This window comes from Lysobacter sp. cf310 (assembly GCF_900114355.1).
GTDB lineage: Bacteria > Pseudomonadota > Gammaproteobacteria > Xanthomonadales > Xanthomonadaceae > Lysobacter.
The window spans coordinates 284,385-308,640 of record NZ_FOSS01000001.1; the positions used below are offsets into that span (position 1 = coordinate 284,385).

The window sequence follows — 24,256 nt, forward strand, 5'->3', positions numbered from 1 at the left end:
CACGCTCCTTCTACTTATGGGTAACCGGCTCCGACCCTTCGCGGAACTTGGCTTCGTACAGTCGGTAGCTCCCCGCATACGGAAAGAACGCCAGTTCCTCCAGCTCGGCGTCGGCGGGAAACTTGAACACCATGCCTATCCCCATGGTATCCGTGAGGCGCACGCTTTGCTCCGGCTCGAAGCGGCGCAGGGCGGAGACCAGGCTGCGGCGGTCGCCGACCAGGGCCTGTCGCATTTCGGCATCCGGCGCGGACACGTAATCGCGATAGCGCCGGTCGATCCACAGGGTCTTGCCGCCGCGATACACCTCGACATCCGGCCGCAGCCATGGCTCGATCCGAGCGAACTCGCCGGAAAGCACGGCGGCGCGAAATTCCTTCCAGAAATCGCCCTCGCCCTTTGGGAATCCGAGCAAATGCTCGTCGCTTTCTAGCTTGATGCTGTACGGACGCCCAGCCGCGTCGATCTCGACGCTGTAGTTGCGGTCGTCGTAGGACCATTGCGTGACCCTGGGCGATTCGATCTCGCGCTTGGCGCTGGGCGGCCCCAGTGCCGCCAGCACCCGTTCGCTGCTGTCGCCCAGGCTCAGCCCCTTGAAAGGCAAGGTCGCAGCGCGGGTACCGGTCAACTGCAGGCTATCGACATAGCGCGGCCTGTCCTTGAGGACGGAAATGACGAAGTAGGCATCGTCGCCGAGCTTGTAGGCGCGGTTTATGTGGCCCTCGCTCTCGAATGTCTTGAACGGCTCGCCCAGCCCGGTGTCGCCTTTGGGAAGCAACTGCTGCACCCGCCAACCGTGCAGTTCGACCTGCGGTTCCGTAGCGCACACCACGCTCGTCGCGACGACCAGCATTGCGCCCACGATCCATCTTCCCCACCTTCCGGCCATCGTCTTCCCCTCGCCCCCAGTCCATTCGCGCGCATCTTGGCAGAAGGCCGGAAAGCCGGCAGCGCCATGCGCCAGGCCGGTCGGCTAGCGCGCTGCGTCGGCCCTGGGGGGCGGAATCGGTCGCACCAGCGTCGCCTCGCCGCCGCCAGCTACCTCCTGCAGATAGTCGTACCACTCGCGTTGGATGGTCTCGACCGGCCCGATCCGGCGTTCGAAATCCGCACGTGTGCCGCCGTCGCGGATCAGGGCTCGGAAACCGGCGGCGTACTTGCCGTCCTCGTAGTGGAACAGGAAGTGGGTCAGGCTCCAGTAGCCGATGTAGTACTGGTTGAAGCGGCGGTTGAGGTCGGCCCGATCTGTGCCGGCGATCAGGGTGCGCAGGGCGACGATGCGCCCCTGGCGGATATCCGCCTCGGGGTCGCCGCTCAGGCCCAGCTCGCCCAGCCACCAGATCGGATAGGTGTCGGGGTCGATGGTGCCGGGTCGCAGGTGTCCGCCCTCCAGGCGACTCGCACCGAAGTAGCTGGCCAGGCCCTCGTTGACCCACTTCGCCGGTTTCAGCACCGCCAGTTCGTGGTTCAACTGATGGGTGGCCTCATGGACCATCCAGTGATACGGGTTGGCGACGCCCTCGGCGTAGTAGGCGTAACAGGTCGGCGCGAGGTAATAGGCCTCGGCCCAGGCACTGCTGCGGTTGTTCGCCCGGAACTGCGCGCGATCGCCGTAGAGCACGAGCTGGTGCTTGGCGCGTCCGGCTTCGTCCTTCAGATCGAAGGCCTGCAGGTAGGCCGCGTGCAAGGCCTCGGCCGCCGCCAGCACCGCGCGCGTCTGCTCAGGCGTGGCCGTGCTGGTCGCGCGGTAGTGCGCGCTTTCGTAGCGTGGGCCCGCGGGCAAGGCAGCGCCCGACGCCGTCGCCGAAGCTTGGTTTTCGGCTCGATCGCGCGCCCACCAATACACGCCGCCGCCGATCGCCAGCAACGCGGCCGCACTCCAGACCCACCGCGATCCCCGCATCGCCGTCATCCTTGGGCCACGAATGGCCGCGCCCCTAAGCGCACCATCGCCGAACCGGACGCGCGTTTCAATGCTGCCGCGCATAAACGAACGGGGCCGCGGTTTCCCGCGGCCCCGTTCGATCTGGCGAGTCTTGCGTCTTACCAGCAGCGCGAGATGTCCGACGTCGCCGCCGATTTAACTCCAGCAGCATTCAAGCCGAGGGTGCCGCACAAAGTATCCTCGGTCTGCGGTCCCTGCGGCGTGGCCGTCAGGGTGTAGGTGTTGGCGGTCTGGTTGGCGATCGCGATGTTGTAGTAGGTCGTGCCCTGGCGCGGCGACACGTTCATGCCGGTCGGCAGCGCGAAGCCCACGTAGGTGTTGTTGACCGAGCGGAAGCGCTCGGCCAACTGGGCGATCTCGACCAGATCGGCCTTGGCCTGGCCACGTCGCGCTTTGCGCACGCTGTCTTGGTACGCGGGCACCGCGACCGCGACCAGGATGCCGACGATCGCGACCGCAATCATCAGCTCGATCAGGGTAAAGCCTCGAATGGCGTTGGGACGGTTCATGTCTCTGGGCTTCCTGATTGCGTTAACGGACCTGGCGCCACGACTGGCGACCGCACATGCCCCACTTGTACAGCGGCGGGCCACCTGCGGCTTGGACGATGCGCGAACAGGTCGGCATGCCCAGGCGCGCGGCGATCTCGGCTGCCGTGGCGTTGGCCGGCAGATCCGGCGGCGGCGGCGGGCTGAAGATGTTCACGTCGGTGATCGGGCCGCTGGTATCGGCCTCCAGCTTCAAGGCACCGGCGTTGCCCGACATGGGATCGGCCGTGGGCGAACCGGGCCGCACACTGCTCATGTAGGCGCTGCCGCTGAGCGCGCTAAGACCGTACAGCCAGTTGGTACCACCCGCCGCGCACCCGGTCTCGGCGGCGTTGGCCGCGGACGACACGATCGGCTCGAAGGTCGGGAAGAAGAAGGTGCCGTCCTGGATGCGCGGGCGCCCGACCATGCGTTCGCCCGTCTGTACCGGCGCGGCGGCACCGGTCTTCACCGCCAGATCCAGGTACCAGCCGGACTTGGTGAGGAAGTTGACCGAGTTCTGGGTGACCTCGCGGATGCCATCGGTGTTGTCGTTGCTGAGCACCTGTTGCTGCAGGGCCGTCGCACGCGCCGCGGTGATGCGCGCGCCGTTATCGACCACGCCGTACACCGACTGCATGTCCTTGTTGTCGGAATCGCCGCCGAAGGAGTAGCTGCCGGTACCGAACAGGATCATCACGCCGCTGGAAGGACCGGCCACGGCGTTCAGTCCGCCGGTGATGGGCTGGCGCTTGCCATTGGCATCCTTGGCGGTGAAGAAGGGCTTGTCGGCGCCGAACACGACGGTGTTGGTGCGCAGATCGAACTTCCAGATGTTACCGTGCAGGTCGCCGCCGTAGACGGTGTCGACATAGCCGTCGCTGCCGGCGGTGAAGGTGCCGCCACCCGCCGCGTCGTAGACGTAGCGGTCCAGCGCCATCACGTTGCCCATGCCGTTCGGCTCGGTCGGCACGCCGGTGCCGGCGGCCTCGGCGACTTCGATCGTCACCACCGAACCGTCCACCACATCGACCACGAACAGCGACGCCTTGCCGCTGATGCTGCCGTAGCCGTTGCCGAAGATCGCCTTCCAGCGCGTGCCGCCCGAAGTGCGCACCGGCACGATCAGCGGCTTGCCCAGCACGTGGCCGATGCGCTGGCCGGTGGTGCCGGTGACCTTGTCGTTAACTTCCCACATCACGTTGCCGGCGCTGAACAGGGTCGGATCGGTCACGTTCAGACCGAACACGCTACGGCCGCCCGCGCCGGAGCTGCCGACCAGAACCGTGGCCCAACCGCTGCCGGTGTAAGCGTCGGAGACCGTGATCGGGCCATCGACGAAATAGCGATGCTGGAAGATCTGGTCGCCCTTGCGGTCCGGGTCGTACGGGAACAGCAGGTTGCCCATATGGCCGACCGAGGTCGCCGGGATGTAGCCAAACGACTCGCCGCCGTTGTCGCCGCGGAACGCATGCAGCATGCCGTCGTTGGCGCCGACGTAGACCATCGGCAGACGGTCCTTCTTCAGCGTCAGGTAGGCCTCGTAGTTGTACGGATCGAAGTCGGTGGCGTTGGCGCCGCGCAGGGTCATGTAGCCGTAGTTGTCGAACGCGGAAGACACCACTGGCGAGGAATTGATGACGTCGCCCAGGCGAGTGGTGCGATCGCGCATCTTGCCGCCGTTCTTCTTCTCGCCCGTGTCCTGGCCGGCCAGGTAAGCCACGGCCTCGGACTCGGTCACGCCCAGCGTGGTGACGGCGGCCTTGGTGCAGGTCGAGAGCGTGTCGGCGCACAGCGTAGTGAATACATCGCCCAGGTTGCCGGACGAAAACGCCTTGACCACCGGCTTCACAGCGCCGCCGGTGGTGGTGCCGAACAGCAGGTTGCGGCCAGTGCGGGCCAGCTGCGCGCTGGCTTCCCACTTGGCGGTGAAGGCGATCTGGCCGGCGGCATTGACGCTAACCGACGAGGCGTTCAGACGGCTGTACCAGTCGGTGTTGTTGTTCTTGGCTTCGTAGAACGGCACCACCGACAGCGAGTTGCTGGAGATGCGCGCGCCGCTCAGACCGGTGCTGCCCGAGGGGCTGGCGCCACCGGCGACCGAAGCCAGCACGCGACGCATCGCGGCGGTGATGTCGGCCGGGGTCTTGGCATTGATGTATTCGCCGCGGGTGTTGATCGAGGCGTGCCAGATGTCGTCGACCGTGGTCGGGTTGTCGTTCTGCCAGCCGGGCCAGGCCGGATTGGTCACGTACGGATCCTGGGCGACGTCCGGGTTGAAGATGGTACCGCGGGCGCCCAGCGTGATGCCGTAGAAGTTGATGTGCAGACGGCGTTCGCAGTCCAGCTTCTTGCTCGGCGAGGGGCTCTTGCACTCGTCCGGCACGGGCACGCGGCCGGTGCCGCCGTTCAGCGCGAAATTGCCATCGGTGCGCAGCGGCACCACGCCGCCGGCTTCGGTGCCCAGGTAGTACTGGCTGACGATGTCGGCCATGGTGTCGCTGTTGCTGTCGGCGAACGGCTGGCCCATGTTGCCGTCGATGTTGCCGGTGGTGATAGTGCCGCCGTTGCTGTAGCCGTCGGTGAACAGCATCACCGCGTTCTTCTGGCACACGCGCTGGACTGGAGCGCCGCCCTTGCCGTCGCCGACCGCGTCGGTGCGTCGGAACTGGCCGGCCGCCGCGCTGACCGCCTGGCGGTTAGGCGTGCCGCCGCTGGCGCCCAGCGCGAACACGCCGTTGGTGTACAGGTCGTCGCGTCGGGCCTGCACGCTCATGTCCTGCATGTAGACGCGTTCGTTGGCGTTGCCGATCGGGTCGTTGAAGCTGCCGTTGGAGTTGATCGGGAAGAAGCCGACGCGCATGTCCTTGATGTCGGCCAGCGAACGGCTCATGCCAGCGACCATCGCGCGGTTGCGGTTGCCGTAGTAGCTGAACCAGTTGACGAAGTTCTGCAGCTGGGCGTTGTAGTTGGCCGTGGTGTCGAAGTTGGCCGAGGCGATGGTGTAGCGCCACATGTTGCAGCCGGTGCCGCAGGCATTGGCGATCACCGGACGCGAGGTCGCGTCGGTCTTGTAACCCACCGGCTGCTCGGCCGCCGGCGTGGTCGTCTTCATGTAGAAGGTCGCCGGGTAGTACTGCATGTAAACGGTGGTGGTGCCGCCGTTCCAGGTCTGGCCGCCGGCGGGGACGGTGAACGAATTGCCGCCCACGATCTGGTAGTTGGTGCCGGCCGGCATGAACATGCCGTTGCGCATGGTGAAGATTTCGGCCGTCGTGTAGCGGCTGGCAGCCAGGTTCACCGTGGTGCCGGCGGTACGCGGGTCGACCTTGGTGGCCGTGGTCGAGGCGTTGCCGTTGGGATTGCCCGCGCTGTAGTCGTACGGGACCTTGGTCGGCGGCATCGACGAGGTCAGCCAGGCCTCGTACTTCACGTTCGGATTGAAGAACGAGGGATTGAAATCCGACGAGCGCGCCGCGCCCAGCGAATCCAGCGGCGGCAGGCCGAGGAAGCCGCCGCCCGCGCGCGGGCCCGGCAGCAAATAGAAATGGTCGCAGCCGCCGTCGGTGCGCGGCTTACCGGCGTTGGCGCCGGTGGTGTAGAACAGGCCGTAGGGTTCGCTGGAACTGTCGCGGCCGAAACAGACCTCGCCGTCCTGACCGGGGAACATGGTCTGGAAGGTCATGGAGCCGGAGTCGTCGACCGCCATCATGAAGGCCGGCGGTACGCCGTCGCCGCCCAGGTTCAGCGGCGCCTGCGCGAGCGTGCCGGCGCCCTGGGTGGTCGTGTTCGCGACCAGGCTGGGGATGCGGACGCCGAGCACCACCAGACCGGTCGCGGCGATAGTGAGGAGAATGCGATTCGCGTTCATGGCCAGGGCCCTCAACGGCCGATGAAAATGGTGTCGACGACAGCGTCGGACGACGGTTCTGCGGCGCGGTCGGCGCGGTAAGCGGTGATGCGATAGCGCACGAACACCTTCTCGCTGGCCGGAATCTCGCCGATGTTCAGCTGTCCCCCGCCGATGCATTGGTCGATGTTGCGCACGCGCGCGGGCGGTTCAGGAGTACCGGCCGGCGCGATCGACGCTGCGGTACCGAACGCCGCCGGGTCGAATCCGCCGCAGCGCTCCTCCAGGCGGGTCGAAGCGCCGACCAGCGTCTCGGCCTGACGCGCCAAGTCTTCGGCGCGCTGGAAGGCCACGTTGGTGGCCAGGTAGTTGGCCGACATGCGCTCCTGCATTGTCGCCACCTGCATGCCCGTGATGCCGAGCAACGCCAGGATGATCAGGAAGATCAGCGCCACGTAGAGCGCGGCACCTTGTTGCTTGCGCGGACCGTTGAATCCGGAACGACTCATGGGCCTGTCTCCTCAGTTCTCGAACAGGCGGTTGCGCTGGGCAACGGTGGTTTCATAGACGGAGCGGTAGAAGCCGTCGTTCTGCGGGGTCACCAAGGTGCCCAGCACCGACATACGCTGCACGGCCGGATCCATCTGCTCGGACACCGCGCCTTCGGAACTGCGCATCACCAGCCCGACCTGAACCGAACCGATGCGACGCCAGAGACTGGCGTTGTTACCTGTCGGATTGGTGACGCCCCCGCCTACCTGGTTAGCGGTCCAACTGGTGGTGATATAGCCGCTCGGCGGCGCATCGGCGGCTACAACACGGTCCTGACCGTACAGCAGCTGCAGCGATTCCACGCCCTCGACCAACTCTTCACGCCGATCCGGCCCGACCGCATCGAGTCCGCCGGCGGCGTTGCGCACGAAGCGTGCCCGGTACAGCGACGGCCCCGTCGTGCCGGTACCGCCGGTACCCGCGCCGATGCCGACGAAGTACACCACCACCTCGGCCCGGTACAGCGTCGCCTTGGCCGCGTCGTAGAAGTCGCGATCGCCCATGAAATTGGAAAGATTCAGCGGATCGCCCGCCGAAGAAACGGTGATCGCACCGGTGCCCGCGTTCACGCCACCAGCGAAAACGCTGGCACGCTTGCAGTCGCCAATACCGAACAAGCCCGATCCGCCAGTGGTGACATCGGTCGTTTCCGGGGTAATGGTGCTGGTCGGATCGCCGCCGACGAAACTGGTCATGCCCGTGCCGATCGGCCAGAAGTACCGCAAGACCAGGATGTCGCTGCCCGCCACCGGCTGCAATGCGCCGATGTCCGCCGGCAGGGCCGGATTCCATTGATTTACGTTGCCCAGAACCGGCGTGCCGCTGGCGACATTGATGGTATCGCCCGGCGAAGTATTGACCGCCTCGAAGCCTTGCATGCCGACGTCGAAACGCAGCAGATAGGGCGCGCTGGCGAAATTGTTGGCGACGCGGTCGACCTGGTTGAGGAACAGCAGGTTCAAGCCCTCCTCGGCCGGTACCGCCGCCTGCAGTAGCGCGGTGTCGTTGATGCAGCCCAGGTGCCCAGCCATGCGCAGGTCGCGCTCCAGCGAGTCCATCGCGAAGCGCGCGTTCTCCTGCGCGCGACCGATGCCTTCGGCCAGACGGTAGGCCGAGCGCGAGGCCGACATCACCTGCACCAGGCCCAGCATCAGCACCATGCCGATCGCCAGCGCGACCATCAGCTCGACCAGCGACAGACCCTGCTGGGAGCGGTAAGGAATATGCGAATGACGAGTCATAGCCGTGTGGTCACCACGTAGGTCGATTGGGCCTGTCCCAGGGCGGCCTGATTGAGGTCGTCGGCCCAGCGCAGGGTCACGGTCACGACGTCGCCGTTGAACACCACCTGGCCTTGCCCGCCCGGCAGGCTGGAACTGACTTCGCAGCGCCACACGTTCATGTTGGCGTTGAAGTCGATCGCCGCGCCGCGGCCACAACCGCCGACCGCGGGTGCGGCCGGGAAGCTGTTGAAGGTCAGCGCCGTGTACTGGCGCGACACCACGCGATTGGTGCGCATCATGTCGATGACCTGATGCGACAGGTTCACCGCGGTAGTACGGTGGTTCGCGCTCTGGGTGTAACGGATGTTGAGGGTCTGCAGGAAGGCCAGACCGAGCAGGCCGAAAGCCAGAACCAGCAGCGCGATCAGCACTTCGATCAGCGAGAAGCCGCCCACGGCACGCCTCGACGGCGCCTGGACGCGCGAAGTAACCCGGCTCATGAGCAGCTTTCCTTCTGGATACGCACCTGACCGGCGCGGCTCACGGTCAGGCGACGTTGCTTATTGATGGCACCGGCCGTGCAGTCGACGACATGCGCGTTAAACACCGCATTGGCGGCTGGCGCGCTCATACGGCCGCGACGGTCGAACACGATGTTCGGCACTGCGGCACCGGCCGAAGCCAGGGCCACCTGTGCCGCGTTGCCCTGGAAGTAGCGGATCGCCGGCTCGTCGGCCCCCTTGGCGCCGTCCGTGTTGGCGTCGTTCCAGACCAGCCAGCCGGCGCTCCAGTCGTTGCCGCAGGTGGCGCCGTCGGCGCTGGGGCAGACACCCCCGGCACGATTGCTGCGCATCGCCTCGCTGCGGGCCAGATTCACACCGGCGATCATGGAATTGGACGCCGCGGCCAGGCGGTTGTTGCTCAGGGCATCGGTGAACGACGGCCAGCCCAAGGCCAGCAGCACGCCCAGGATGGCGATCGCGATCATCAACTCCATCAGGGTAAAGCCCTGATTGGCACTCATTCTGGACATGCTCTCTCCCCAGCATTCACGAAAACGATGCTAAAGGAGTGTTGTTAAGTAGCAAGTCTTGACCGGACAGGCGGTCCAGCGGTGTGGATAGGCGTGCCAAATGGCGTCAATTTGTGACAGAAGACGCCGCACGAGTGCGACCTGAATCCGATGCGTCGGTGCACGATGCCCGAAATGCGCGATTCGCGACCGTTGGTCCGGTGCGACGAGGCGTCGTCACCATTCAAGCATTCCGACGCCGCGTAGACGGGATGCGCGATGCATCGCATCGACACGGATCGAGTGCCGAACGAGCGAAATCTTAACTGGATGGCCAACTCCGCGAGCGTCGCGCGGATGAGCGGCGCCCAGCGGGCGACCGGCGCAACGCGTCCGATCGCAGCCGCCTACCCTGCTCTTCCAGCTATGCCAGGCCGGGGTCGATCGATCCCGGCCGCGTCGGGCCCGGCGCGAATCCGCCGGGCCTTGGCCCTATCAGGTCACGACCCGATAGCAGGGCCGGTACTCGCCCGCGATCTTCATGCGGCGCTGCTCGACGAAGGCGCGCAGCAACGCGTCCAGCGATTGCATCATGTCGGCATCGCCGTGGATCTCGAACGGACCGAACTCCTCGATCCGGCGCATGCCGTCTTCCTTCACATTGCCGGCGACGATGCCGGAGAAGGCGCGGCGCAGATCCGCCGCCAGCTCGTGCGGCTTGCGGCCGTGGTGCAGGTCCAGGCTCGCCATCGCCTCGTGGGTGGGCACGAACGGCTGCTGGAACTCGACCGGGATGTCGATCGACCAGTTGAAGTAGAACGAATCCTTCTGGGCGATGCGGTGCTCGCGCACCTTGCGGATGCCCACGGACATGCGCTTGGCCACCGCCTCCGGATCGCCGACGATGATTTCGTAGCGCGAGGTCGCCGCCTCGCCCAGGGTCAGGCGCAGGAAGCGGTCGATCTGCTCGAAGTACGGCGCCGAGGCCACCGGGCCGGTCAGGATCAGCGGGAACGGCAGGTGCGCGTTTTCCTCGCGCAACAGGATGCCGAGCAGGTACAGGATCTCTTCGGCGGTGCCCACGCCGCCCGGGAACACAATGATGCCGTGGCCGAGGCGCACGAAAGCTTCGAGGCGCTTCTCGATGTCCGGCATGATCACCAGGTGATTCACGATCGGGTTCGGCGACTCGGCCGCGATGATGCCCGGCTCGGTGATGCCGATGTAGCGCATGCGGCGCTTGCGCTGCTTGGCGTGGGCGATGGTCGCGCCCTTCATCGGCCCCTTCATCGCGCCCGGGCCGCAGCCCGTGCAGATGTCCAGGCCGCGCAGGCCCAGCTCGTAGCCGACCTGCTTGGTGTAGATGTACTCGTCGCGCGAGATCGAATGGCCGCCCCAGCAGACCACCAGGTTCGGGTCCGCCGGGTGCAGGATGCGCGCGTTGCGCAGCAGGCCGAACACCGCGTCGGTGATGCCGTCGCTGCTCTTGAGGTCGCGGCCGCCGTCGGCCGCCAACTCGATCGCCGTGTAGGCCAGATCGCGGACCACCGCGAACAGCAGCTCGGCCACGCCGCGGATGATCTCGCCGTCCACGAAGGCCATGGCCGGCGCGTGGGCCAGGTCGATGCGCACGCCACGGTCCTGCTGGTGGACCTGAATATCGAAATCCGGGTACAGCTCGCGCGCCGCGCGCGGATCGTCGGACGCCGAGCCGCTGGTCAGCACGGCCAGGGCGCAGCGGCGCAGCAGATCGTGCATGCCCGTGGAAGCGTCGCGCAGGCGCGCGACCTCGTCGCGGGACAGGACGTCCAGCCCGCCCTTGGGGTAGATACGTGCGTTCACCGTCGGCAGGGCGGTGGTGATGGTTGCGGTCATGCTTGCCTTCTCTTGGGTGTTCATCGTCGATAGTTGGACAGCGACTCTAGCGCAGGGGTCCCCATAAAAGAAAACGGCCGGGTTTCCCCGGCCGTTTTCTGGTGTCGCAAGGCTGACTTCCGATCAGAACTTGTAGCGGAAGCTGACCTGAGCGGCCCAGCGCGAGATGCCCTTGTCGTCGTAGATGTTCAGGGCGTCCGGACCGTTGTAGCGGTACACGTACTTGCCGGCGTTGCCGACGCAGGTACCGGTCAGCGGAGCGCCACCGGCGCCGCAAATGCCGCCGTACTCGACGATGCCGCGGTAGCCCGGGAAGCCCATTTCTTCGACGCTGCCCCACTTCTTGTTCAGCAGGTTGCCGACGTTGAGGATGTCCAGGGCGATTTCGGCCTTGTGGCCTTCCATGAAGCCCGGGATCTCCTGCGAGATGCGCATGTCGAACTGGTTCACCCAGCGACCGTGGGCGGCGTTGCGCTCGGCGACTTCGCCCAGGTGCTGCTTGAGGTAGTCGTTCGAGTTCACGAAGGCCCAGAAGCCGGCGGCTTCGGCCGCGCTGCCGAACACCACGTCGGTGATGTTCTTCGGGATGTACAGCAGGTCGTTGGCGCGGCCGTCGCCGTTGGCGTCGTTGTCGAAGGTGTAGCTGTACGGACGACCCGAACGGCCTTCGTAGAACATCGACACGCTGGTGTTGTAGTCGCCGAAGAAGGCGTGTTTCCAGCTGATCGCCGCGGTGAAGCGGTTCTTGATCTCGTAGCTGGAGGTGGCCGAGACTTCCTCGTTGGACTGGAACACCGCCACGTTGCCCAGCTGCGAGCCCGAGGTCGAGCTGGTCAGCGGGCTGACTTCGTTGGCGTTGGTGTAGGTGTAGGCGAGCAACCACGACCAGTCGCTGTCGTTGAACGGCTTGTTCAAGGACAGGGTCAGCTGCTGGCTTTCGCCCTTGCTGGTCGAACGGGCGATGATCGCGTCGTTGAAGCCGTTCTGGGCGGTAGTGCGATTGCCGCGTGCGCTGGCGCCGCCACTGGAGACGCCCAGTTGGGTCCAGTTACCCGGACGCAGGCCAGCCGGGTTCCAGTAGATCAAACGACCGTCCTGACCCACCGCGCTGGTGTTGCCCAGATTCAACTGCTGGTAGTAGATGCCTTCCTTGACCGAGGTCAGGACGAGCTCAGCCGCGCCGACGACGCCCCACCACGGCAGCTCGGTATCGAACGCCAGGTTGGCCTTCCAAACCGACGGCTGACCCAGATCGGGATCGATGAAGTCCACCGACTGCGTACCACCCGTGCCCGGGGTGAACTGGCCCAGCTGATCGGCCGGATCCGGATCGAAGCGGGTGATACCGGTCGAGAAGAAGTAGTCGGTGTACGACACGCCGTTGTTGGCGTACGGGTTGGCCAGCCACACGGTCGCGGCCGAACCCTGGAACAGGCCGATACCGCCGCGCAGCTGAGTCGGACGCTCGCTGTCGAAGGTGTAGTTGAAGCCAAAGCGCGGCGAGAGCAAGCCGTTGCCGTCAATGGTGTTGTCGTTGCGGTAGCCGAACAGATTGGACGCCGTAGCGTTGTAGGTCGGCTTCTGATCGACCATCGGCTCATCGTAACGCAGGCCGAAGGTCAGGGTCAGGTTGTTGTTGACCGCCCAGCTGTCCTGCACGAACAGGCCGAGGTTCTTCATCTTGAACTCGGCGGCCATGTTATTGAGGTCGCCGCCGCGCGGATAGAACAGCTGATAGCGGCTGGAGATGCCGCTTTCGAACGACTTGGCGCAGCCCGCACCCGTGGTCGGGTTGGTCGCCGTGTTGATGCAGTCGAAGGTGTAGACGCCGTTCACGCGACGGCCGAAGAGGTTGTAGATCTCGTTCTCTTCGTAGTCCACGCCGAACTTCACGGTGTGGTCGCCGAGGAACAGGTTACCGGCGAAGAACGCGTTCTTCGTGGTGGTTTCCAGCACGTTGGCGTGGGTGTTCTCTTCCGTACCCAGGTTCAGCGTGGCCGAACCGATGCGGATTGCGATCGCCGGCAGGTCGGCGAGCGGGTTGCGCACGGCCGAGTAGTCGCGGTACGAGACCTTGGCTTCGGTGGAGAAGTTGTCGGTCCAGTCGCTGAACAGCTGCGCGGTGTACGACTCGAGCTCGAAGTCGCGCACGTAGTGATAGGTGTTCAGCGCCAGCGTGGTGTTGCCGAAGCCCTGCAGGTTGGCGGTGTTCTGCTCGGACTTGCTGTAGCGGAAGCTGGCGCGGTGGTTGTCGGTGATGTTCCAGTCGATCTTGATGCCGTACTCTTCGGCTTCCGAGTTCAGCGCCGGCTTGGCCAGCGTGCCCGGGTTGAAGCCCTTGAGACCGGCCAGACGGATGACTTCGTCGATCTGCGCCTGGGTGATGTTGACGATGTTGCTTTCGCCCGAACCGATCGGACCGAAACCGGAGTTGCCGGTGAACAGGCCCTTGCCCTTGTAGTTCTCGTAGTTGGCGAAGAAGAACAGCTTGTCCTTGACCAGCGGGCCGCCGAAGGTGGCGCCGTAGGTGGTCTCGTTGTCGAACAGCTTCGGACGCACGTTGTTGCGGTTCTTGCCCGACCAGTCGCCGTCACGGTAGATGCCGTACAGCGAGCCGTGGAACTCGTTGGTGCCCGACTTGGTCACGGCGTTGATCACGCCGCCGGTGCCGCCGGAGATGGTGACGTCGTAGTTGGCGACGTCGACCGCCACTTCGTCGATGGTGTCCATCGAGAACGGCTGGCGCGGGGTCGGCAGGCTGTTGGATTCCAGACCGAAGGAGTCGGCGGTGCTGATGCCGTCGACGCGGACCACGTTGTAGCGCGGGTTCTGGCCGCCGACCGAGATTTCGTTACGCGACTTGTCGGTCTGGGTAACGCGCGGGTCGAGGCGGACGTAGTCCTGCAGGTTGCGGTTGATCGACGGGAACGATTCCAGCTGCTGGCGGGTCACGTTGGAGCCGGCACCCATCTTGGTGGCGCTGAACACTTCCGAGCCGCCGTAGGACACGGCCTGCACCGATTCCAGCGTGGTGACCGAGTTGTTCAAGGACACGTCGACGTTGTTGACCTTGTCGAGGTTCAGGAACACGCCGTCCTGCGAGCCCGTACCGGCGCCTTCCTTGGTGGTGGTGATCACGTACGGACCGCCGACGCGCAGACCGCGCGCGTTGTAGCGGCCGTCGGCATCGGTCACGGCACGGCTGACGGTGCCCGACTCGGTGTGGGTGATCGTGACTTCGGCGCCTACGACGGGTTGACCATCTGCGCCGACCACGCGACCGGCGACGCCGGCGGACGTGCTCTGCGCGAATACGGGCGCTGTGGCGAGAACGGCGAGCAGACCAAGCGTGAGCTTGGACAACCGGACGCTATTCGGATGGGTCATTACGATGGCCTCGGTAGCTTGGGAAACGTGGAATTCGTGGCGTGAGTCGGCGGGCGCTATGCGCCATACGCCGAAGACTGGTGGTGTTCCGCCCCTACCCGGGTGCAGCGCGTGCAGCCCCGCCGGGTTAACAGCAGTTTAACAGGCTAAGGGCGCTGTGTGACAGAGACGTGACCGGCGTCAAGGCTTGTCACACGGTGACGGCGGTCCAAGCTGAATGGGCCAATCGGGCAAAGTTCGGGGCCGGGGGATCGGACTACCGGGCACATCGCGTCTGCCGTTACGGCACTTAGAAGTCACAACATAAGGGTCAGGTAACGCGAGCGCGGCACAGGATTGCCACCCTTAGCTTGGCACTTGAAGCACGGAAACTGTGGACACCGGCCCCGCCCTCTCAGGGCGGCGAGATCTGCAGGTAGGTGCCCAGGCCGTCCAGGAACATCTGCACCGAGATCGCCACCAGCAGCATGCCCATCAGGCGCTCGATCGCGATCAGGGCGCGCCGGCCCAGCAGCTTGTACAGCAGGGTCGCCGAGAACAGGATCGCCGCGGTGGCGCCCCAGGCGATCATCAGGGCCAGGCTCCAGTCGCCCAGGCGGGTGGGCTCGTTGCTGCCCATCAGCATCACCGCGGCCATGCCCGAGGGGCCGGCCACCAGCGGGATCGCCATCGGCACGATGAAGGGCTCACCCTCGGGCAGCTCGCCCATCAGCCCTTCCGGCGGCGGGAAGATCATGCGGATGCCGATCAGGAACAGCACGATGCCGCCGGCGATCGAGACCGATTCCTGGCGCAGGTGCATCAGTTCCAGAGCGTACTTGCCGCCCCACAGGAACAGCATCAGCACGCCCAGGGCGATCAACAGCTCGCGCGCCAGCACGATGCGCTGGCGCTTGGGCGGCAGGCCGCGCAGCAGACTCAGGAACACCGGGATGTTGCCCAGCGGGTCCAGGATCAGGAACAGCAGCAGCGCGGCCGAGGCGATGGTCACGGCGTTGCGCGCTCCGGCAACGGATGCCAGACCTGACCGCGATGGACCGCGCCGGCGGGCGACAGCAGGGTCACGCAGGCGGCCGCGTAGTCGCCGGGATCGCGCGCCTCGCGGTCGTTCTCCTCGACATAGGCCTTGCCGCGCAGCGCAGTGCGCATCGGTCCCGGCTGCAGGCCGGCCACGCGCACCGGCGAATTGCCGAGCTCGGCGTGGAGCATGCCGATCAGTGCCGTCAGCGAATGCTGGGCCAGGCCATAGCCGCCCCAGTAGGCGCGGCCGACGCGGGCCGGATCGTCCAGGGCGAACACCAGGGCCGAGTCCGGCGCCTGCGCCAGCAGCGGCAGGCAGGCCTGCGACAGCCACCAGCGCGCGGTGAGGTTGACGTGGATGGCGCGCGCGAACGCGGCCGGATCGGTCTGCAGCAACGGGGTCAGGCCGGGGAAATCGGCCGCGCAATGCAGCACGCCGTCCAGACGGCCGAACTCGTCGCCGATGCGCTGCGCCAGTTCGGCGTAGTCGTCGGGCGCGGCGCCTTCCAGGTCCAGCGGGTACAGCACTGGCTCCGGCCCCAGCTTGGCGGCCGCGTCGTAGACCCGGTTCAACTTGGCCGGCTTGCGGCCCAGCAGGACCACGGTGGCGCCGGCGCGCGCGCAGGCCTGGGCCGCGGCCGCGCCGAGGCCGCCCTGCGCGCCGCTGACCAGCACGACGCGATCGGCCAGGGCCCGGTCGGCGACGGGTGCTGCGACTGCGCTCACTGGCGCTGGGTCTCGCTGATCATCCGCGCCAGCTCGCCGGACTCGAACAGCTCCAGGGTGATGTCGCAGCCGCCGATCAACTCGCCGTGGATGAACAACTGCGGGAAGGTCGGCCAGTTCGAGTAACGCGGCAGGTTGGCGCGGATCTCCGGATCCTCCAGCACGTTGACCGTGTGCAGCACGGTCGCGCCGGCGGCCTTGAGGGCCTGCACCGCGCGGCTGGAAAAGCCGCACATCGGAAACTGCGCGGTTCCCTTCATGAAAAGAACGATCGGATGGCCTTCGACTTCGGCCTGGATCCGCTCCATAACTGACATGTGGACAACTCCTGCAATGCTCTGTTGCGCCGTATACGTTCAGGCAACGGGGCGTGGGGATAGAATGAGCAATTGTAAGCCTTCACGGCAGCGGACACGCGACCCGGCAGCGGTAAGCGGCCCGTCGCCCCCCCCCTAGCCAGCCCCCAGAATCCAGCAAGGAGCCCGCCAATGGCCATCGAACTGCCCGCCCTGCCCTACGACCGCACCGCGCTCGAGCCGCATATCTCCGGCGAGACCATCGACTTCCACTACGGCAAGCACCACCAGGCCTACGTGACCAACCTCAACAACATGATCCCCGGCACCGAGTTCGCCGACATGTCGCTCGAGGACATCATCCGCAAGTCGCAGGGCGGCGTGTTCAACAACGCGGCGCAGATCTGGAACCACACCTTCTACTGGAACTGCCTGTCGCCCAAGGGCGGCGGCGAGCCGACCGGCAAGCTGGCCGAGCTGATCGCCAAGTCCTTCGGCGACTTCGCCAAGTTCAAGGACGAGTTCACCAAGGTCACCGTCGGCACCTTCGGTTCGGGCTGGGGCTGGCTGGTGCAGCGTCCGGACGGTTCGCTGGCCCTGGTCAGCACCTCCAACGCCGCCACCCCGCTGACCGGCGAGGACACCCCGCTGCTGACCTGCGACGTGTGGGAGCACGCCTACTACATCGACTACCGCAACGCTCGCCCGAAGTACGTCGAGTCGTTCTGGAACCTGGTCAACTGGGACTTCGTGGCTTCGAACCTGAAGTAAGCGACGGACTCATGCGGTAAGCGAAACGGCCGGGGAAACCCGGCCGTTTTCGTTGCGCGCCGGCGGCAGCCGCATCGGCGGCGGCGGCGCCGGTTCGCTCAGTCGCAGCTGAGGCCGAACTCGCGCTTGAACGCCTCGGCCTGTTCCGGCGGTTCGTGACTGAGCAAGGCGCAGCCGGTGAAGTTGCCCAGCGAGGCCTGGCGTTGGTCGTCGCGATAGGTCCAGTCGACGATCTCGTCGCGTGCGAACGCGTAACGCTGCCCCATGCGCACCCTATCCACGCGCTCGGGCTGGTTGTCGATGATCGCGGAGTAACCGCTGGCGGTCTCTTCCAGATCGGACAGCCAGAAAAATTCGGTGTAGCCGTCCTGCTCGATGCCGACCTTGACCGAGAACGCCGACAGTTGCGGCGGCGGGTCCTTTTCGAGTTTCAGGAAGCCGTCCAGCGAGGCGCGGGCCTTGGCGAATGCGGCCTCCATGGCCGGATCGCCGGTCGCCACCTCGGTGACGTTGTCGTCCTTCGCGCGTTCCAGCACGGTCTTCGCACCGGTCGCCTCGGCGCAACCGGCCAACAGCACGACGATCAACAAAACTCTGCGCATCCATGCCTCTCCAGTGAGTGAGCGCCCGCATACATCAGCGCACTTCGTAGGATGCGGTGAGCCGAAGGCGAACCGCATCGTCGCGCAATCGCAAACGGTGCGGCGGCGCGGCACCTACGACAACGATCAGCCCAACCGCGCGATTACCGGCGCGACCTGCTCGTCGCGCCCCAAGGCACGGCCGACGCGTTCCAACGCCGCGGCCAGCTCGCGCGGATCGTCGGCGCGCAGCGTGGCGTGTCCGACCTTGCGCCCGTCGCGCGGCGACTTGCCGTAATCGTGCCAATGCCCGCCGGCTTCGTTGAGCACCGCGGTCGCATCGGGCATCTCGCCGATCCAGTTGAGCATGCAGGCCTGGCCGAGCATGCGCGTATCGCCCAGCGGCAGGCCGAGCACGGCGCGCAAGTGATTCTGGAACTGCGAGGTCTCGCTGCCTTCGATGGTCCAGTGGCCGGAGTTGTGCACGCGCGGCGCGAGTTCGTTGGCCAGCAGCTGGCCGTCGCGGCAGAACAATTCCAGCGCGAACACGCCGACATAGTCCAGGGCCTCGGCGAGTTTGCGCGCATAGCCGTGCGCGGTGGCCGCGAGCGCCTCATCGGCCTGCGCGGGCGCGAGGCTGGCCGAGAGCACGCCGTCGACGTGCCAGTTCTCGGTGAGCGGCCAGGCGCGGAATTCGCCGTCGCGGCCGCGTACGGCGACCACCGACAGCTCGCGCTCGAAGCGCACGAAGCCTTCCAGGATCAGCCCGACCGTGGCCGCCTGCGCGCCCAGCGCGGCCCAGGCCGCGTCGGCGTCGGCCGGCGTCTTGATGCGGAACTGGCCCTTGCCGTCGTAGCCCAGGCGGCGGGTCTTGAGGATGCAGGGCGTGCCGATCGCGGCGATCGCCGCGTCCAGTCCCGCGCGCGTGGCGACGTCGGCGAACTCGGGCACCGGAATGCCGAGCTCGCGGAACAGGGTCTTCTCGGCCAGGCGGTCCTGGGCCACGGCCAGCGCGCGCGGGCTCGGGAACACCGGCACGCGCTCGGCCAGCCACTGCCCCGACTCGGCCGGCACGTTCTCGAAATCGAAGGTGGCCACGTCGATCTTGGACGCGAACTCGGCCAGCGCGGCCTGATCGGTGTAGTCGCCCACCACCATCGGCGCGAACTGGCTGGCGCAGGCGTCGCTGGCCGCGTCCATGACCAGGAAGCGCAGGCCCAGTGGCGCACCGGACAATGCGAGCATGCGGGCGAGCTGCCCGCCACCGAGGATGCCGACCGTCGTCATTTACGCGGATCGTCGTTGGCGAGGACGTCGTCGGTCTGCTTGGCGCGGAACGCATTCAGCGCCTGACCGATCGCGGCGTGTTCCGGCGCCAGCAGCGCGGCCGCGAACAGGGCCGCGTTGGCGGCGCCGGCGTTGCCGATCGCGAACGTCGCCACCGGAATGCCGGCCGGCATCTGCACGATGGACAACAGCGAATCCATGCCGTTGAGCGCCTTGGACTGCACCGGCACGCCCAGCACCGGCACCGCGGTCTTGGACGCCAGCATGCCCGGCAGGTGGGCGGCGCCGCCGGCGCCGGCGATGATCGCGCGCAGGCCGCGCGCGGCCGCGGTGTCGGCGTATTCGAACAGCACGTCCGGGGTGCGATGGGCCGAGACCACGCGCACTTCATGCGGCACGCCCAGGGCCTCCAGCTTGGCGGCGGCGTGCTGCATGGTCTCCCAGTCTGAGCGCGAGCCCATGACGATGCCGACCAGCGGCGGCGCTGCGGAAGCGGACGAATCGGGTGCGGACATTGGTCGGGCCTTGGCGCAAAGACGTATTCTAACGCCCTGTCCCGTCGTATCGGCACCGCACCGTATGGATCGCAAACTGTTGGACCTGCTCGTCTGCCCCCTCACCCGCCAGCCCCTGCTGCCCCTGGACAACCGCGGCCTGCAGGCGCTGAACGCCGCGATCGCGGCCGGCGGCGTGGTCCGCGGCGACGGCAGCGCGCAAACCCACGCGCTGCGCGAGGGCCTGATCACGCGCGACCGCAAGACCGTCTACCGCATCGACGACGGCATCCCGGTGCTGCTGACCGAGGAAGCCATCGCCACGGCCCAGCTCGACGGCTTCCCCTCGGCATGAGCGCGCCCTACGCGCCGCCGCCGGCCGAGCAGGTCGAGTCCGACGTCGCCCAGGCCCTGGCCGAGGACCTCGGCAGCGGCGACGTCACCGCCGCCCTGCTGCCCGACGTGGCCGACAGCGCCTATCTGCTGTGCAAGGAAGCGGCGGTGGTCTGCGGCCGGCCCTGGTTCGACGCCTGTCATCGGGCGCTGGACCCGGACGTGCGCATCGACTGGCGCGTGGCCGAGGGCGACCACGTCGCCGCCGGCACCGTGCTGGCCACTCTGCAGGGCCGCGCGCGCGCGCTGGTCAGCGCCGAGCGCGCCTCGCTGAATTTCATGCAGACCCTGTCGGGCACGGCCACGGTCACCGCGGCTTATGTCGAGGCCGTGCGCGGCACCCGCGCCAAGATCCTCGATACCCGCAAGACCCTGCCCGGCCTGCGCCTGGCGCAGAAGTACGCGGTGCGCGTGGGCGGCGGCGTGAATCACCGCATCGGCCTGTACGACACGGTGATGCTGAAGGAAAACCACGTGCGTGCGGCGGGCTCGCTGACCGCGGCGATCCAGGCCGCGCGGGCGATGCATCCGGCTCTGCCGCTGATCGTCGAGGTCGAGTCGATCGCGCAGTTGCACGAGGCGCTGGCGCAAGGCTGCGACCGCATCCTGATCGACGATTTCGACGCCGCCACCCGCCGCGAGGCGGTGCGGATCGCGGCGGGCGCGCCCTACCTGGGCAAGATCCCGCTGGAAGTATCCGGCGGCGTCGACCTGGCCGGCCTGCGCGCGATCGCCGAGGACGGCGTGGACTGCATCTCGATCGGCGGGCTTACCAAGCACGTGCGCGCGATCGATCTGTCGCTGAAATTGGGCCCGCCGCCCGGCGAGGCCTGAACGCTACGAAAGCGCGCTGGGGCAGTAGCGGCCTAAGCCGCGACCGCCTTGCATCGCACACCGCGTCATCGCAGCCGCCGCGGCGACGCGGTCGCGGCTCGCGCCGCTCCTACACGAAGCAGCTCGTAGATGCGGTGAGCGCAGTGCAGCGAACCGCATCGCCCACGCATCTCTGCGAACCCCGCGGTGCGGTTGTCACTGCACCCTACGGCCATCGCAATGACGCAGCCCACGTAGGATGCGGTGAGCGCAGCGAACCGCATCGTCGCGAACCGCCCGCGCTCAACGCAGCAGCACGAACCCCACCAAGCCCAACAACACCGCGCCCGCGAGCGCGGCCCAGTGCCAGGTCGGCCGGCCCAGCTTCACCGGCGCGGTGGTCGGCGCGGACTCGGCGGCGCCCTCGGCCGCGGGGGCTTCCTGCAGCGAACCGGTCAGACGGAAGCGCAGCTGATCGAAACCGATCTCGTCGCCGGCCTGGGCGATCGCGCGCAGCACGCGGCGGCCGTTGACGGTGGTGCCGTTGGTCGAGCCCAGGTCCTCGATCTGCAGGCCGTCGTGGGTCGGGATCAGGCGCGCGTGCTGGCGCGACAGGCCGGGCTGATCCAGTTGCAGGCCGCAGTCGGAAGAACGCCCGACCACGGTCGCGGCCAGTAAGGGAAAGCTGCGCCCGAACAGGTCGCCCGAGACCCCGCGCAGCACGTAGCGCGGCAGCACCGGCCGCACCGCGGTCACGCCGGGGTCGTCGTTGGCCGACGGCGGCAACACGCCGGCCACACCGCCCTGGTGGCGCACGGCCGAGGGCCCGATCGCGGCCAGGCGCGCACGCACCTCGTCGAAGCTGACATCATCGCCGGGCCGCAGCGCGATCAGGCCGGCCGCGACCTGGCGGCCGTTGACGCGCACCTGCGCGCCGGGCGGCACGTCCAGCATCACGCCCTGCGCGCTCACGTGCAGCTGGCAGTGCTGGGGCATGACCCCGGGGCGGTCGAGCACGATGGTGGATTCGGGGTCGGAGCCGACCCGGTTGACGCCGTGGCCCAGCAGTACCTGCGGATGCTCGCCGTCCGGAAAGACCAGTTTCATAGAATTTGCGTTTCCCCCTGATGCGCGACAGCGTAGGGCATAACCCTTGTGAGTTGCGCATATCGAGGCCACATAAAAAGCATGCCTACTTTGATTCTGTTAATGATCCTGGGTGCCGCCGCCTTCTCGTTCTGGAGCGCCGGGCGTGCCGCCGCCGAGCGCGCCGAGGCCCTGGGCCGCGACGCCTGCAAGGCCGCCGGCGTGCAATGGCTGGACCAGAGCGTGCATGCGACCGGGATGCGCCTGTGTCGGCACGACAATGGCTGGCTGGGCCTGGAGCGGACCTTCCGCTTCGACTACTCGCTGGACGGCGAGGACCGCCATATCGGCCGCATGGTGCTGCGCGGCGAACGCCTGATCGCGTTCAGCGGGCCGGTGTCGCGGGCGCCTACGCAGTTGCATTGAGGGCGCGCGGCTGCCGTTAGCCCGGGCAAGCCGGAGACGTCCTGCAGGAGCGGCGCGAGCCGCGACCACGAAACCTCAGTGGTGACGCCGCACCCGATGACGCGGTTGCCGCTCACCACCGAAGGAACTCCTGCGGCACGGGGAACCGGATCGCCGATGTCGATCCGATCCCGCGGTCGCGGCTTGCACCGCTCCTACAGGGGCGGTGGGAGCAGACGAAGAGCTCGGCGACGACGCCGATCCGGGGGCGCGATCGCGGCTTACGCCGTCCCCACAGTAGGCAGGGGCGGCGAGGGGCTGAGCTGGCGCCGTCTACTCAATCCCGCGGTCGCGGCTTGCGCCGCTCCTACAGGGGCGGTGGGAGCAGACGAAGAGCTCGGCGACGACGCCGATCCGGGGGCGCGATCGCGGCTTACGCCGCTCCCACAGTAGGCAGGGGCGGCGCGGGGCTGAGCTGGCGCCGTCTACTCAATCCCGCGGCCGCGGCTTGCGCCGCGCCTACAGGGGCGGTGGGAGCAGACGAAGAGCTCGGCGACGACGCCGATCCGGGGGCGCGATCGCGGCTTACGCCGCTCCCACAGTAGGCAGGGGCGGCGCGGGGCTGGGCTGGCGCCGTCTACTCAATCCCGCGGTCGCGGCTTGCGCCGCTCCTACAGGGGGCGGCGGGCATGGCTGGGGCTTACTTGACCACTCGCAGATGCCCGCCGCGGCGCGGCGTGGGGGTGTGCGGGCCGTCGTCGTCGCCGTCGGGCAGGGGCTCGCTGGGTACGGCCGCCAACGGCGCGTGGGTCGGCGACATCGGCTCGTCGAAATCCTCGGCCGGGTCGTCGTGGCCGCCTTCGTTGGTGGTGGCCTCGTCCGGCAGGGCCATGCCCTGCCCGGTTTCGCGCGCGTAGATCGCCAGCACCGCGCCCACCGGCACCGAGACCGGGTGGCTGACGCCGCCGAAGCGGGCGCTGAAGCGGATGGTGTCGTTGCCCATTTCCAGGCGCGAGACCGCGCGCTCGGCCACGTTGAGCACGATCTTGCCGTCCTTCACCGCGTGGGTCGGGACCTGGACCATGGGACGGGTGGCGTCGACCAGCAGGTGCGGGGTCATGCCGTTGTCGGCGATCCACTCGTATAGCGCCCGCAGCAGGTACGGGCGGTGGCTGGTCATGCTGGGGGCGTTCTCATCACTCATGCCCGCCAGTTTAGCGCCTGGCCGGCGGTCCCGACGTGCCTGCCGTCCGCGATCCGGCGACTGCCGGATCGCGCAAGGCGACGCAGGGCCGCCGCACCGCGTTTAGGCGGGCATGTCGCGCAGCTTGCGTTCCTGATCGGTCAGGCTGCGGGTGAAGCCCGGATTGCGGAAGATCCGGTTGCCGTAGTCCTCGATCGCCTTGCCGTCCTTGGGCAGCGGCACGCCCAGCGAATCCAGGCGCCAGATGATCGGCGCCATGGCGCAGTCGGCCAGGCTCATTTCCGGATTCAGGAAGAACTTGCTGGCCTTGAACAGCGGCACCGAGGCGGTCAGCAGCTCCTTCAGACGCTTGCGCGCGGCTTCGGCCTGGGCCTTGTTGCCCAGCTGGATCGCCTGCACCTGCGGCACCCAGTCGTGCTCCAGACGCAGCGTCGCCAGGCGCAGGCGCGCGCGCGACAGCGGATCGACCGGCATCAGCGGCGGATGCGGATAACGCTCGTCCAGGTATTCGCTGACCACGCTGGCCGCGTACAGCACCAGGTCGCGCTCGACCAAGGTCGGCACCGAGTGGTAGGGATTGAGATCGACCAGATCTTCGGGCGGGTTCTGCGGGTCCACCGGTATCAGATCGTAGGTGACGCCCTTGGCGGCCAACACCAGCCGCACGCGATGACACAGCACGCAGTCGGTGGAGGAAAACAGGGTCAGGGCATTACGCATACGTGGACTCGCCGCCATCATCGACCTCTCCAGCAACCGGAATCCGCCGGTCGCAAGACGCCCCCCACCCCGTGTGGGCGGTCGTCACG

The 24,256-nt window shown here is 67.3% G+C and carries 23 protein-coding genes; 4 read left to right on the top strand and 19 right to left on the bottom strand.

Features of this window, described 5'->3' with window-relative positions:
• Nucleotides 1-10 precede the first annotated feature (10 nt).
• The 13 genes from BMZ45_RS01260 to grxD all read right to left on the bottom strand — a co-directional run bounded on the left by BMZ45_RS01260 (nucleotide 11) and on the right by grxD (nucleotide 16,434).
• Nucleotides 11-853: a hypothetical protein gene (locus tag BMZ45_RS01260; RefSeq protein ID WP_091631495.1), complete on the bottom strand. Its 843-nt coding sequence runs from the start codon at nucleotides 851-853 to the stop codon at nucleotides 11-13.
• Between the two features lie 120 nt (nucleotides 854-973).
• Nucleotides 974-1,903 carry a DUF1570 domain-containing protein gene (locus BMZ45_RS01265; protein ID WP_139215352.1) on the bottom strand — a complete coding sequence of 310 codons (930 nt, stop codon included), beginning with the start codon at nucleotides 1,901-1,903 and terminating at the stop codon, nucleotides 974-976.
• A 140-nt stretch (nucleotides 1,904-2,043) separates the two neighbouring features.
• Nucleotides 2,044-2,454: a type IV pilin protein gene (locus BMZ45_RS01270; RefSeq protein ID WP_091631498.1), complete on the bottom strand. Its 411-nt coding sequence runs from the start codon at nucleotides 2,452-2,454 to the stop codon at nucleotides 2,044-2,046.
• Nucleotides 2,455-2,476: 22 nt separating this feature from the next.
• Nucleotides 2,477-6,343 carry a pilus assembly protein gene (locus tag BMZ45_RS01275; protein ID WP_091631500.1) on the bottom strand — a complete coding sequence of 1,289 codons (3,867 nt, stop codon included), beginning with the start codon at nucleotides 6,341-6,343 and terminating at the stop codon, nucleotides 2,477-2,479.
• 11 nt (nucleotides 6,344-6,354) lie between these two features.
• On the bottom strand, nucleotides 6,355-6,831 hold the full coding sequence (locus BMZ45_RS01280; protein WP_056181569.1) for a pilus assembly PilX family protein: 477 nt from the start codon (nucleotides 6,829-6,831) through the stop codon (nucleotides 6,355-6,357).
• Nucleotides 6,832-6,843: 12 nt separating this feature from the next.
• Nucleotides 6,844-8,055, bottom strand: coding sequence for a PilW family protein (locus BMZ45_RS01285; RefSeq protein WP_175488883.1), 1,212 nt, complete (start codon nucleotides 8,053-8,055; stop codon nucleotides 6,844-6,846).
• A 56-nt stretch (nucleotides 8,056-8,111) separates the two neighbouring features.
• Nucleotides 8,112-8,597 carry a type IV pilus modification protein PilV gene (gene pilV, locus BMZ45_RS01290; RefSeq protein WP_091631503.1) on the bottom strand — a complete coding sequence of 162 codons (486 nt, stop codon included), beginning with the start codon at nucleotides 8,595-8,597 and terminating at the stop codon, nucleotides 8,112-8,114.
• Complete coding sequence (locus BMZ45_RS01295; RefSeq protein ID WP_175488884.1) at nucleotides 8,594-9,085, bottom strand: GspH/FimT family pseudopilin; 492 nt, start codon at nucleotides 9,083-9,085, stop codon at nucleotides 8,594-8,596. Before BMZ45_RS01295 ends, pilV begins: the two co-directional genes overlap by 4 nt.
• A 519-nt stretch (nucleotides 9,086-9,604) precedes the next feature.
• On the bottom strand, nucleotides 9,605-11,008 hold the full coding sequence (ppnN, locus tag BMZ45_RS01300; protein ID WP_175488885.1) for a nucleotide 5'-monophosphate nucleosidase PpnN: 1,404 nt from the start codon (nucleotides 11,006-11,008) through the stop codon (nucleotides 9,605-9,607).
• Between the two features lie 99 nt (nucleotides 11,009-11,107).
• A complete protein-coding gene (locus tag BMZ45_RS01305) occupies nucleotides 11,108-14,371 on the bottom strand; it encodes a TonB-dependent receptor (protein WP_091631507.1) in 3,264 nt (1,087 codons plus the stop codon).
• 394 nt (nucleotides 14,372-14,765) lie between these two features.
• Complete coding sequence (locus BMZ45_RS01310; protein ID WP_055902790.1) at nucleotides 14,766-15,362, bottom strand: YhgN family NAAT transporter; 597 nt, start codon at nucleotides 15,360-15,362, stop codon at nucleotides 14,766-14,768.
• Nucleotides 15,359-16,117, bottom strand: a complete 759-nt coding sequence (locus tag BMZ45_RS01315; protein ID WP_091631509.1) for an SDR family oxidoreductase — start codon at nucleotides 16,115-16,117, stop codon at nucleotides 15,359-15,361. Before BMZ45_RS01315 ends, BMZ45_RS01310 begins: the two co-directional genes overlap by 4 nt.
• The gene (gene grxD / locus BMZ45_RS01320) at nucleotides 16,114-16,434 is read right to left on the bottom strand and encodes a Grx4 family monothiol glutaredoxin (RefSeq protein ID WP_056181547.1); all 321 of its coding nucleotides are present in this window, start codon (nucleotides 16,432-16,434) and stop codon (nucleotides 16,114-16,116) included. The genes BMZ45_RS01315 and grxD overlap by 4 nt, the downstream gene beginning before the upstream one ends.
• 171 nt (nucleotides 16,435-16,605) lie before the next feature.
• On the opposite strand from grxD, the gene sodB reads away from it, so the two are divergent.
• Nucleotides 16,606-17,184, top strand: coding sequence for a superoxide dismutase [Fe] (sodB, locus tag BMZ45_RS01325; protein ID WP_056181544.1), 579 nt, complete (start codon nucleotides 16,606-16,608; stop codon nucleotides 17,182-17,184).
• A 98-nt stretch (nucleotides 17,185-17,282) separates the two neighbouring features.
• On the opposite strand, the gene BMZ45_RS01330 is transcribed toward sodB, so the two are convergent.
• From BMZ45_RS01330 to purE, 3 genes are all read right to left on the bottom strand, one after another.
• Nucleotides 17,283-17,786 (bottom strand): YegJ family protein, encoded by a 504-nt coding sequence (locus BMZ45_RS01330; protein ID WP_175488886.1) that lies wholly within the window; start codon nucleotides 17,784-17,786, stop codon nucleotides 17,283-17,285.
• 126 nt (nucleotides 17,787-17,912) lie between these two features.
• Complete coding sequence (locus tag BMZ45_RS01335) at nucleotides 17,913-19,052, bottom strand: 5-(carboxyamino)imidazole ribonucleotide synthase (RefSeq protein ID WP_091631512.1); 1,140 nt, start codon at nucleotides 19,050-19,052, stop codon at nucleotides 17,913-17,915.
• Nucleotides 19,049-19,567, bottom strand: coding sequence for a 5-(carboxyamino)imidazole ribonucleotide mutase (gene purE / locus BMZ45_RS01340; protein ID WP_056181535.1), 519 nt, complete (start codon nucleotides 19,565-19,567; stop codon nucleotides 19,049-19,051). The genes BMZ45_RS01335 and purE overlap by 4 nt, the downstream gene beginning before the upstream one ends.
• Before the next feature lie 64 nt (nucleotides 19,568-19,631).
• On the opposite strand from purE, the gene BMZ45_RS01345 reads away from it, so the two are divergent.
• The gene (locus BMZ45_RS01345) at nucleotides 19,632-19,901 is read left to right on the top strand and encodes a Trm112 family protein (RefSeq protein WP_091631514.1); all 270 of its coding nucleotides are present in this window, start codon (nucleotides 19,632-19,634) and stop codon (nucleotides 19,899-19,901) included.
• Nucleotides 19,898-20,773 carry a carboxylating nicotinate-nucleotide diphosphorylase gene (gene nadC / locus BMZ45_RS01350; protein WP_091631516.1) on the top strand — a complete coding sequence of 292 codons (876 nt, stop codon included), beginning with the start codon at nucleotides 19,898-19,900 and terminating at the stop codon, nucleotides 20,771-20,773. Before BMZ45_RS01345 ends, nadC begins: the two co-directional genes overlap by 4 nt.
• A 282-nt stretch (nucleotides 20,774-21,055) precedes the next feature.
• Here the strand turns inward: nadC and BMZ45_RS01355 are convergent, their stop codons facing one another.
• Nucleotides 21,056-21,859: an FHA domain-containing protein gene (locus BMZ45_RS01355; RefSeq protein WP_091631517.1), complete on the bottom strand. Its 804-nt coding sequence runs from the start codon at nucleotides 21,857-21,859 to the stop codon at nucleotides 21,056-21,058.
• Nucleotides 21,860-21,940: 81 nt separating this feature from the next.
• Here BMZ45_RS01355 and BMZ45_RS01360 point away from each other — a divergent pair, with 81 nt between their 5' ends.
• Nucleotides 21,941-22,264, top strand: coding sequence for a DUF3301 domain-containing protein (locus BMZ45_RS01360; RefSeq protein ID WP_091631519.1), 324 nt, complete (start codon nucleotides 21,941-21,943; stop codon nucleotides 22,262-22,264).
• 679 nt (nucleotides 22,265-22,943) lie between these two features.
• On the opposite strand, the gene BMZ45_RS01365 is transcribed toward BMZ45_RS01360, so the two are convergent.
• Both BMZ45_RS01365 and BMZ45_RS01370 read right to left on the bottom strand, forming a co-directional pair.
• A complete protein-coding gene (locus tag BMZ45_RS01365) occupies nucleotides 22,944-23,447 on the bottom strand; it encodes a ClpXP protease specificity-enhancing factor (protein ID WP_056181521.1) in 504 nt (167 codons plus the stop codon).
• Nucleotides 23,448-23,549: 102 nt separating this feature from the next.
• The gene (locus tag BMZ45_RS01370; protein WP_056181943.1) at nucleotides 23,550-24,185 is read right to left on the bottom strand and encodes a glutathione S-transferase N-terminal domain-containing protein; all 636 of its coding nucleotides are present in this window, start codon (nucleotides 24,183-24,185) and stop codon (nucleotides 23,550-23,552) included.
• Nucleotides 24,186-24,256 lie beyond the last annotated feature (71 nt).

Bases quoted from the DNA above. Each gene is read 5' to 3' on its own strand.
- BMZ45_RS01355 (WP_091631517.1), bottom strand. From the start codon at position 21,859: ATGAAACTGGTCTTTCCGGACGGCGAGCATCCGCAGGTACTGCTGGGC.
- ppnN (WP_175488885.1), bottom strand. From the start codon at position 11,008: ATGAACACCCAAGAGAAGGCAAGCATGACCGCAACCATCACCACCGCC.
- BMZ45_RS01365 (WP_056181521.1), bottom strand. From the start codon at position 23,447: ATGAGTGATGAGAACGCCCCCAGCATGACCAGCCACCGCCCGTACCTG.
- BMZ45_RS01280 (WP_056181569.1), bottom strand. From the start codon at position 6,831: ATGAGTCGTTCCGGATTCAACGGTCCGCGCAAGCAACAAGGTGCCGCG.
- sodB (WP_056181544.1), top strand. From the start codon at position 16,606: ATGGCCATCGAACTGCCCGCCCTGCCCTACGACCGCACCGCGCTCGAG.
- BMZ45_RS01370 (WP_056181943.1), bottom strand. From the start codon at position 24,185: ATGGCGGCGAGTCCACGTATGCGTAATGCCCTGACCCTGTTTTCCTCC.
- BMZ45_RS01345 (WP_091631514.1), top strand. From the start codon at position 19,632: ATGGATCGCAAACTGTTGGACCTGCTCGTCTGCCCCCTCACCCGCCAG.
- BMZ45_RS01305 (WP_091631507.1), bottom strand. From the start codon at position 14,371: ATGACCCATCCGAATAGCGTCCGGTTGTCCAAGCTCACGCTTGGTCTG.
- grxD (WP_056181547.1), bottom strand. From the start codon at position 16,434: ATGTCAGTTATGGAGCGGATCCAGGCCGAAGTCGAAGGCCATCCGATC.
- BMZ45_RS01360 (WP_091631519.1), top strand. From the start codon at position 21,941: ATGCCTACTTTGATTCTGTTAATGATCCTGGGTGCCGCCGCCTTCTCG.
- BMZ45_RS01265 (WP_139215352.1), bottom strand. From the start codon at position 1,903: ATGCGGGGATCGCGGTGGGTCTGGAGTGCGGCCGCGTTGCTGGCGATC.
- BMZ45_RS01275 (WP_091631500.1), bottom strand. From the start codon at position 6,343: ATGAACGCGAATCGCATTCTCCTCACTATCGCCGCGACCGGTCTGGTG.
- pilV (WP_091631503.1), bottom strand. From the start codon at position 8,597: ATGAGCCGGGTTACTTCGCGCGTCCAGGCGCCGTCGAGGCGTGCCGTG.
- purE (WP_056181535.1), bottom strand. From the start codon at position 19,567: ATGTCCGCACCCGATTCGTCCGCTTCCGCAGCGCCGCCGCTGGTCGGC.
- nadC (WP_091631516.1), top strand. From the start codon at position 19,898: ATGAGCGCGCCCTACGCGCCGCCGCCGGCCGAGCAGGTCGAGTCCGAC.
- BMZ45_RS01335 (WP_091631512.1), bottom strand. From the start codon at position 19,052: ATGACGACGGTCGGCATCCTCGGTGGCGGGCAGCTCGCCCGCATGCTC.
- BMZ45_RS01270 (WP_091631498.1), bottom strand. From the start codon at position 2,454: ATGAACCGTCCCAACGCCATTCGAGGCTTTACCCTGATCGAGCTGATG.
- BMZ45_RS01260 (WP_091631495.1), bottom strand. From the start codon at position 853: ATGCTGGTCGTCGCGACGAGCGTGGTGTGCGCTACGGAACCGCAGGTC.
- BMZ45_RS01285 (WP_175488883.1), bottom strand. From the start codon at position 8,055: ATGGTCGCGCTGGCGATCGGCATGGTGCTGATGCTGGGCCTGGTGCAG.
- BMZ45_RS01295 (WP_175488884.1), bottom strand. From the start codon at position 9,085: ATGATCGCGATCGCCATCCTGGGCGTGCTGCTGGCCTTGGGCTGGCCG.
- BMZ45_RS01330 (WP_175488886.1), bottom strand. From the start codon at position 17,786: ATGCGCAGAGTTTTGTTGATCGTCGTGCTGTTGGCCGGTTGCGCCGAG.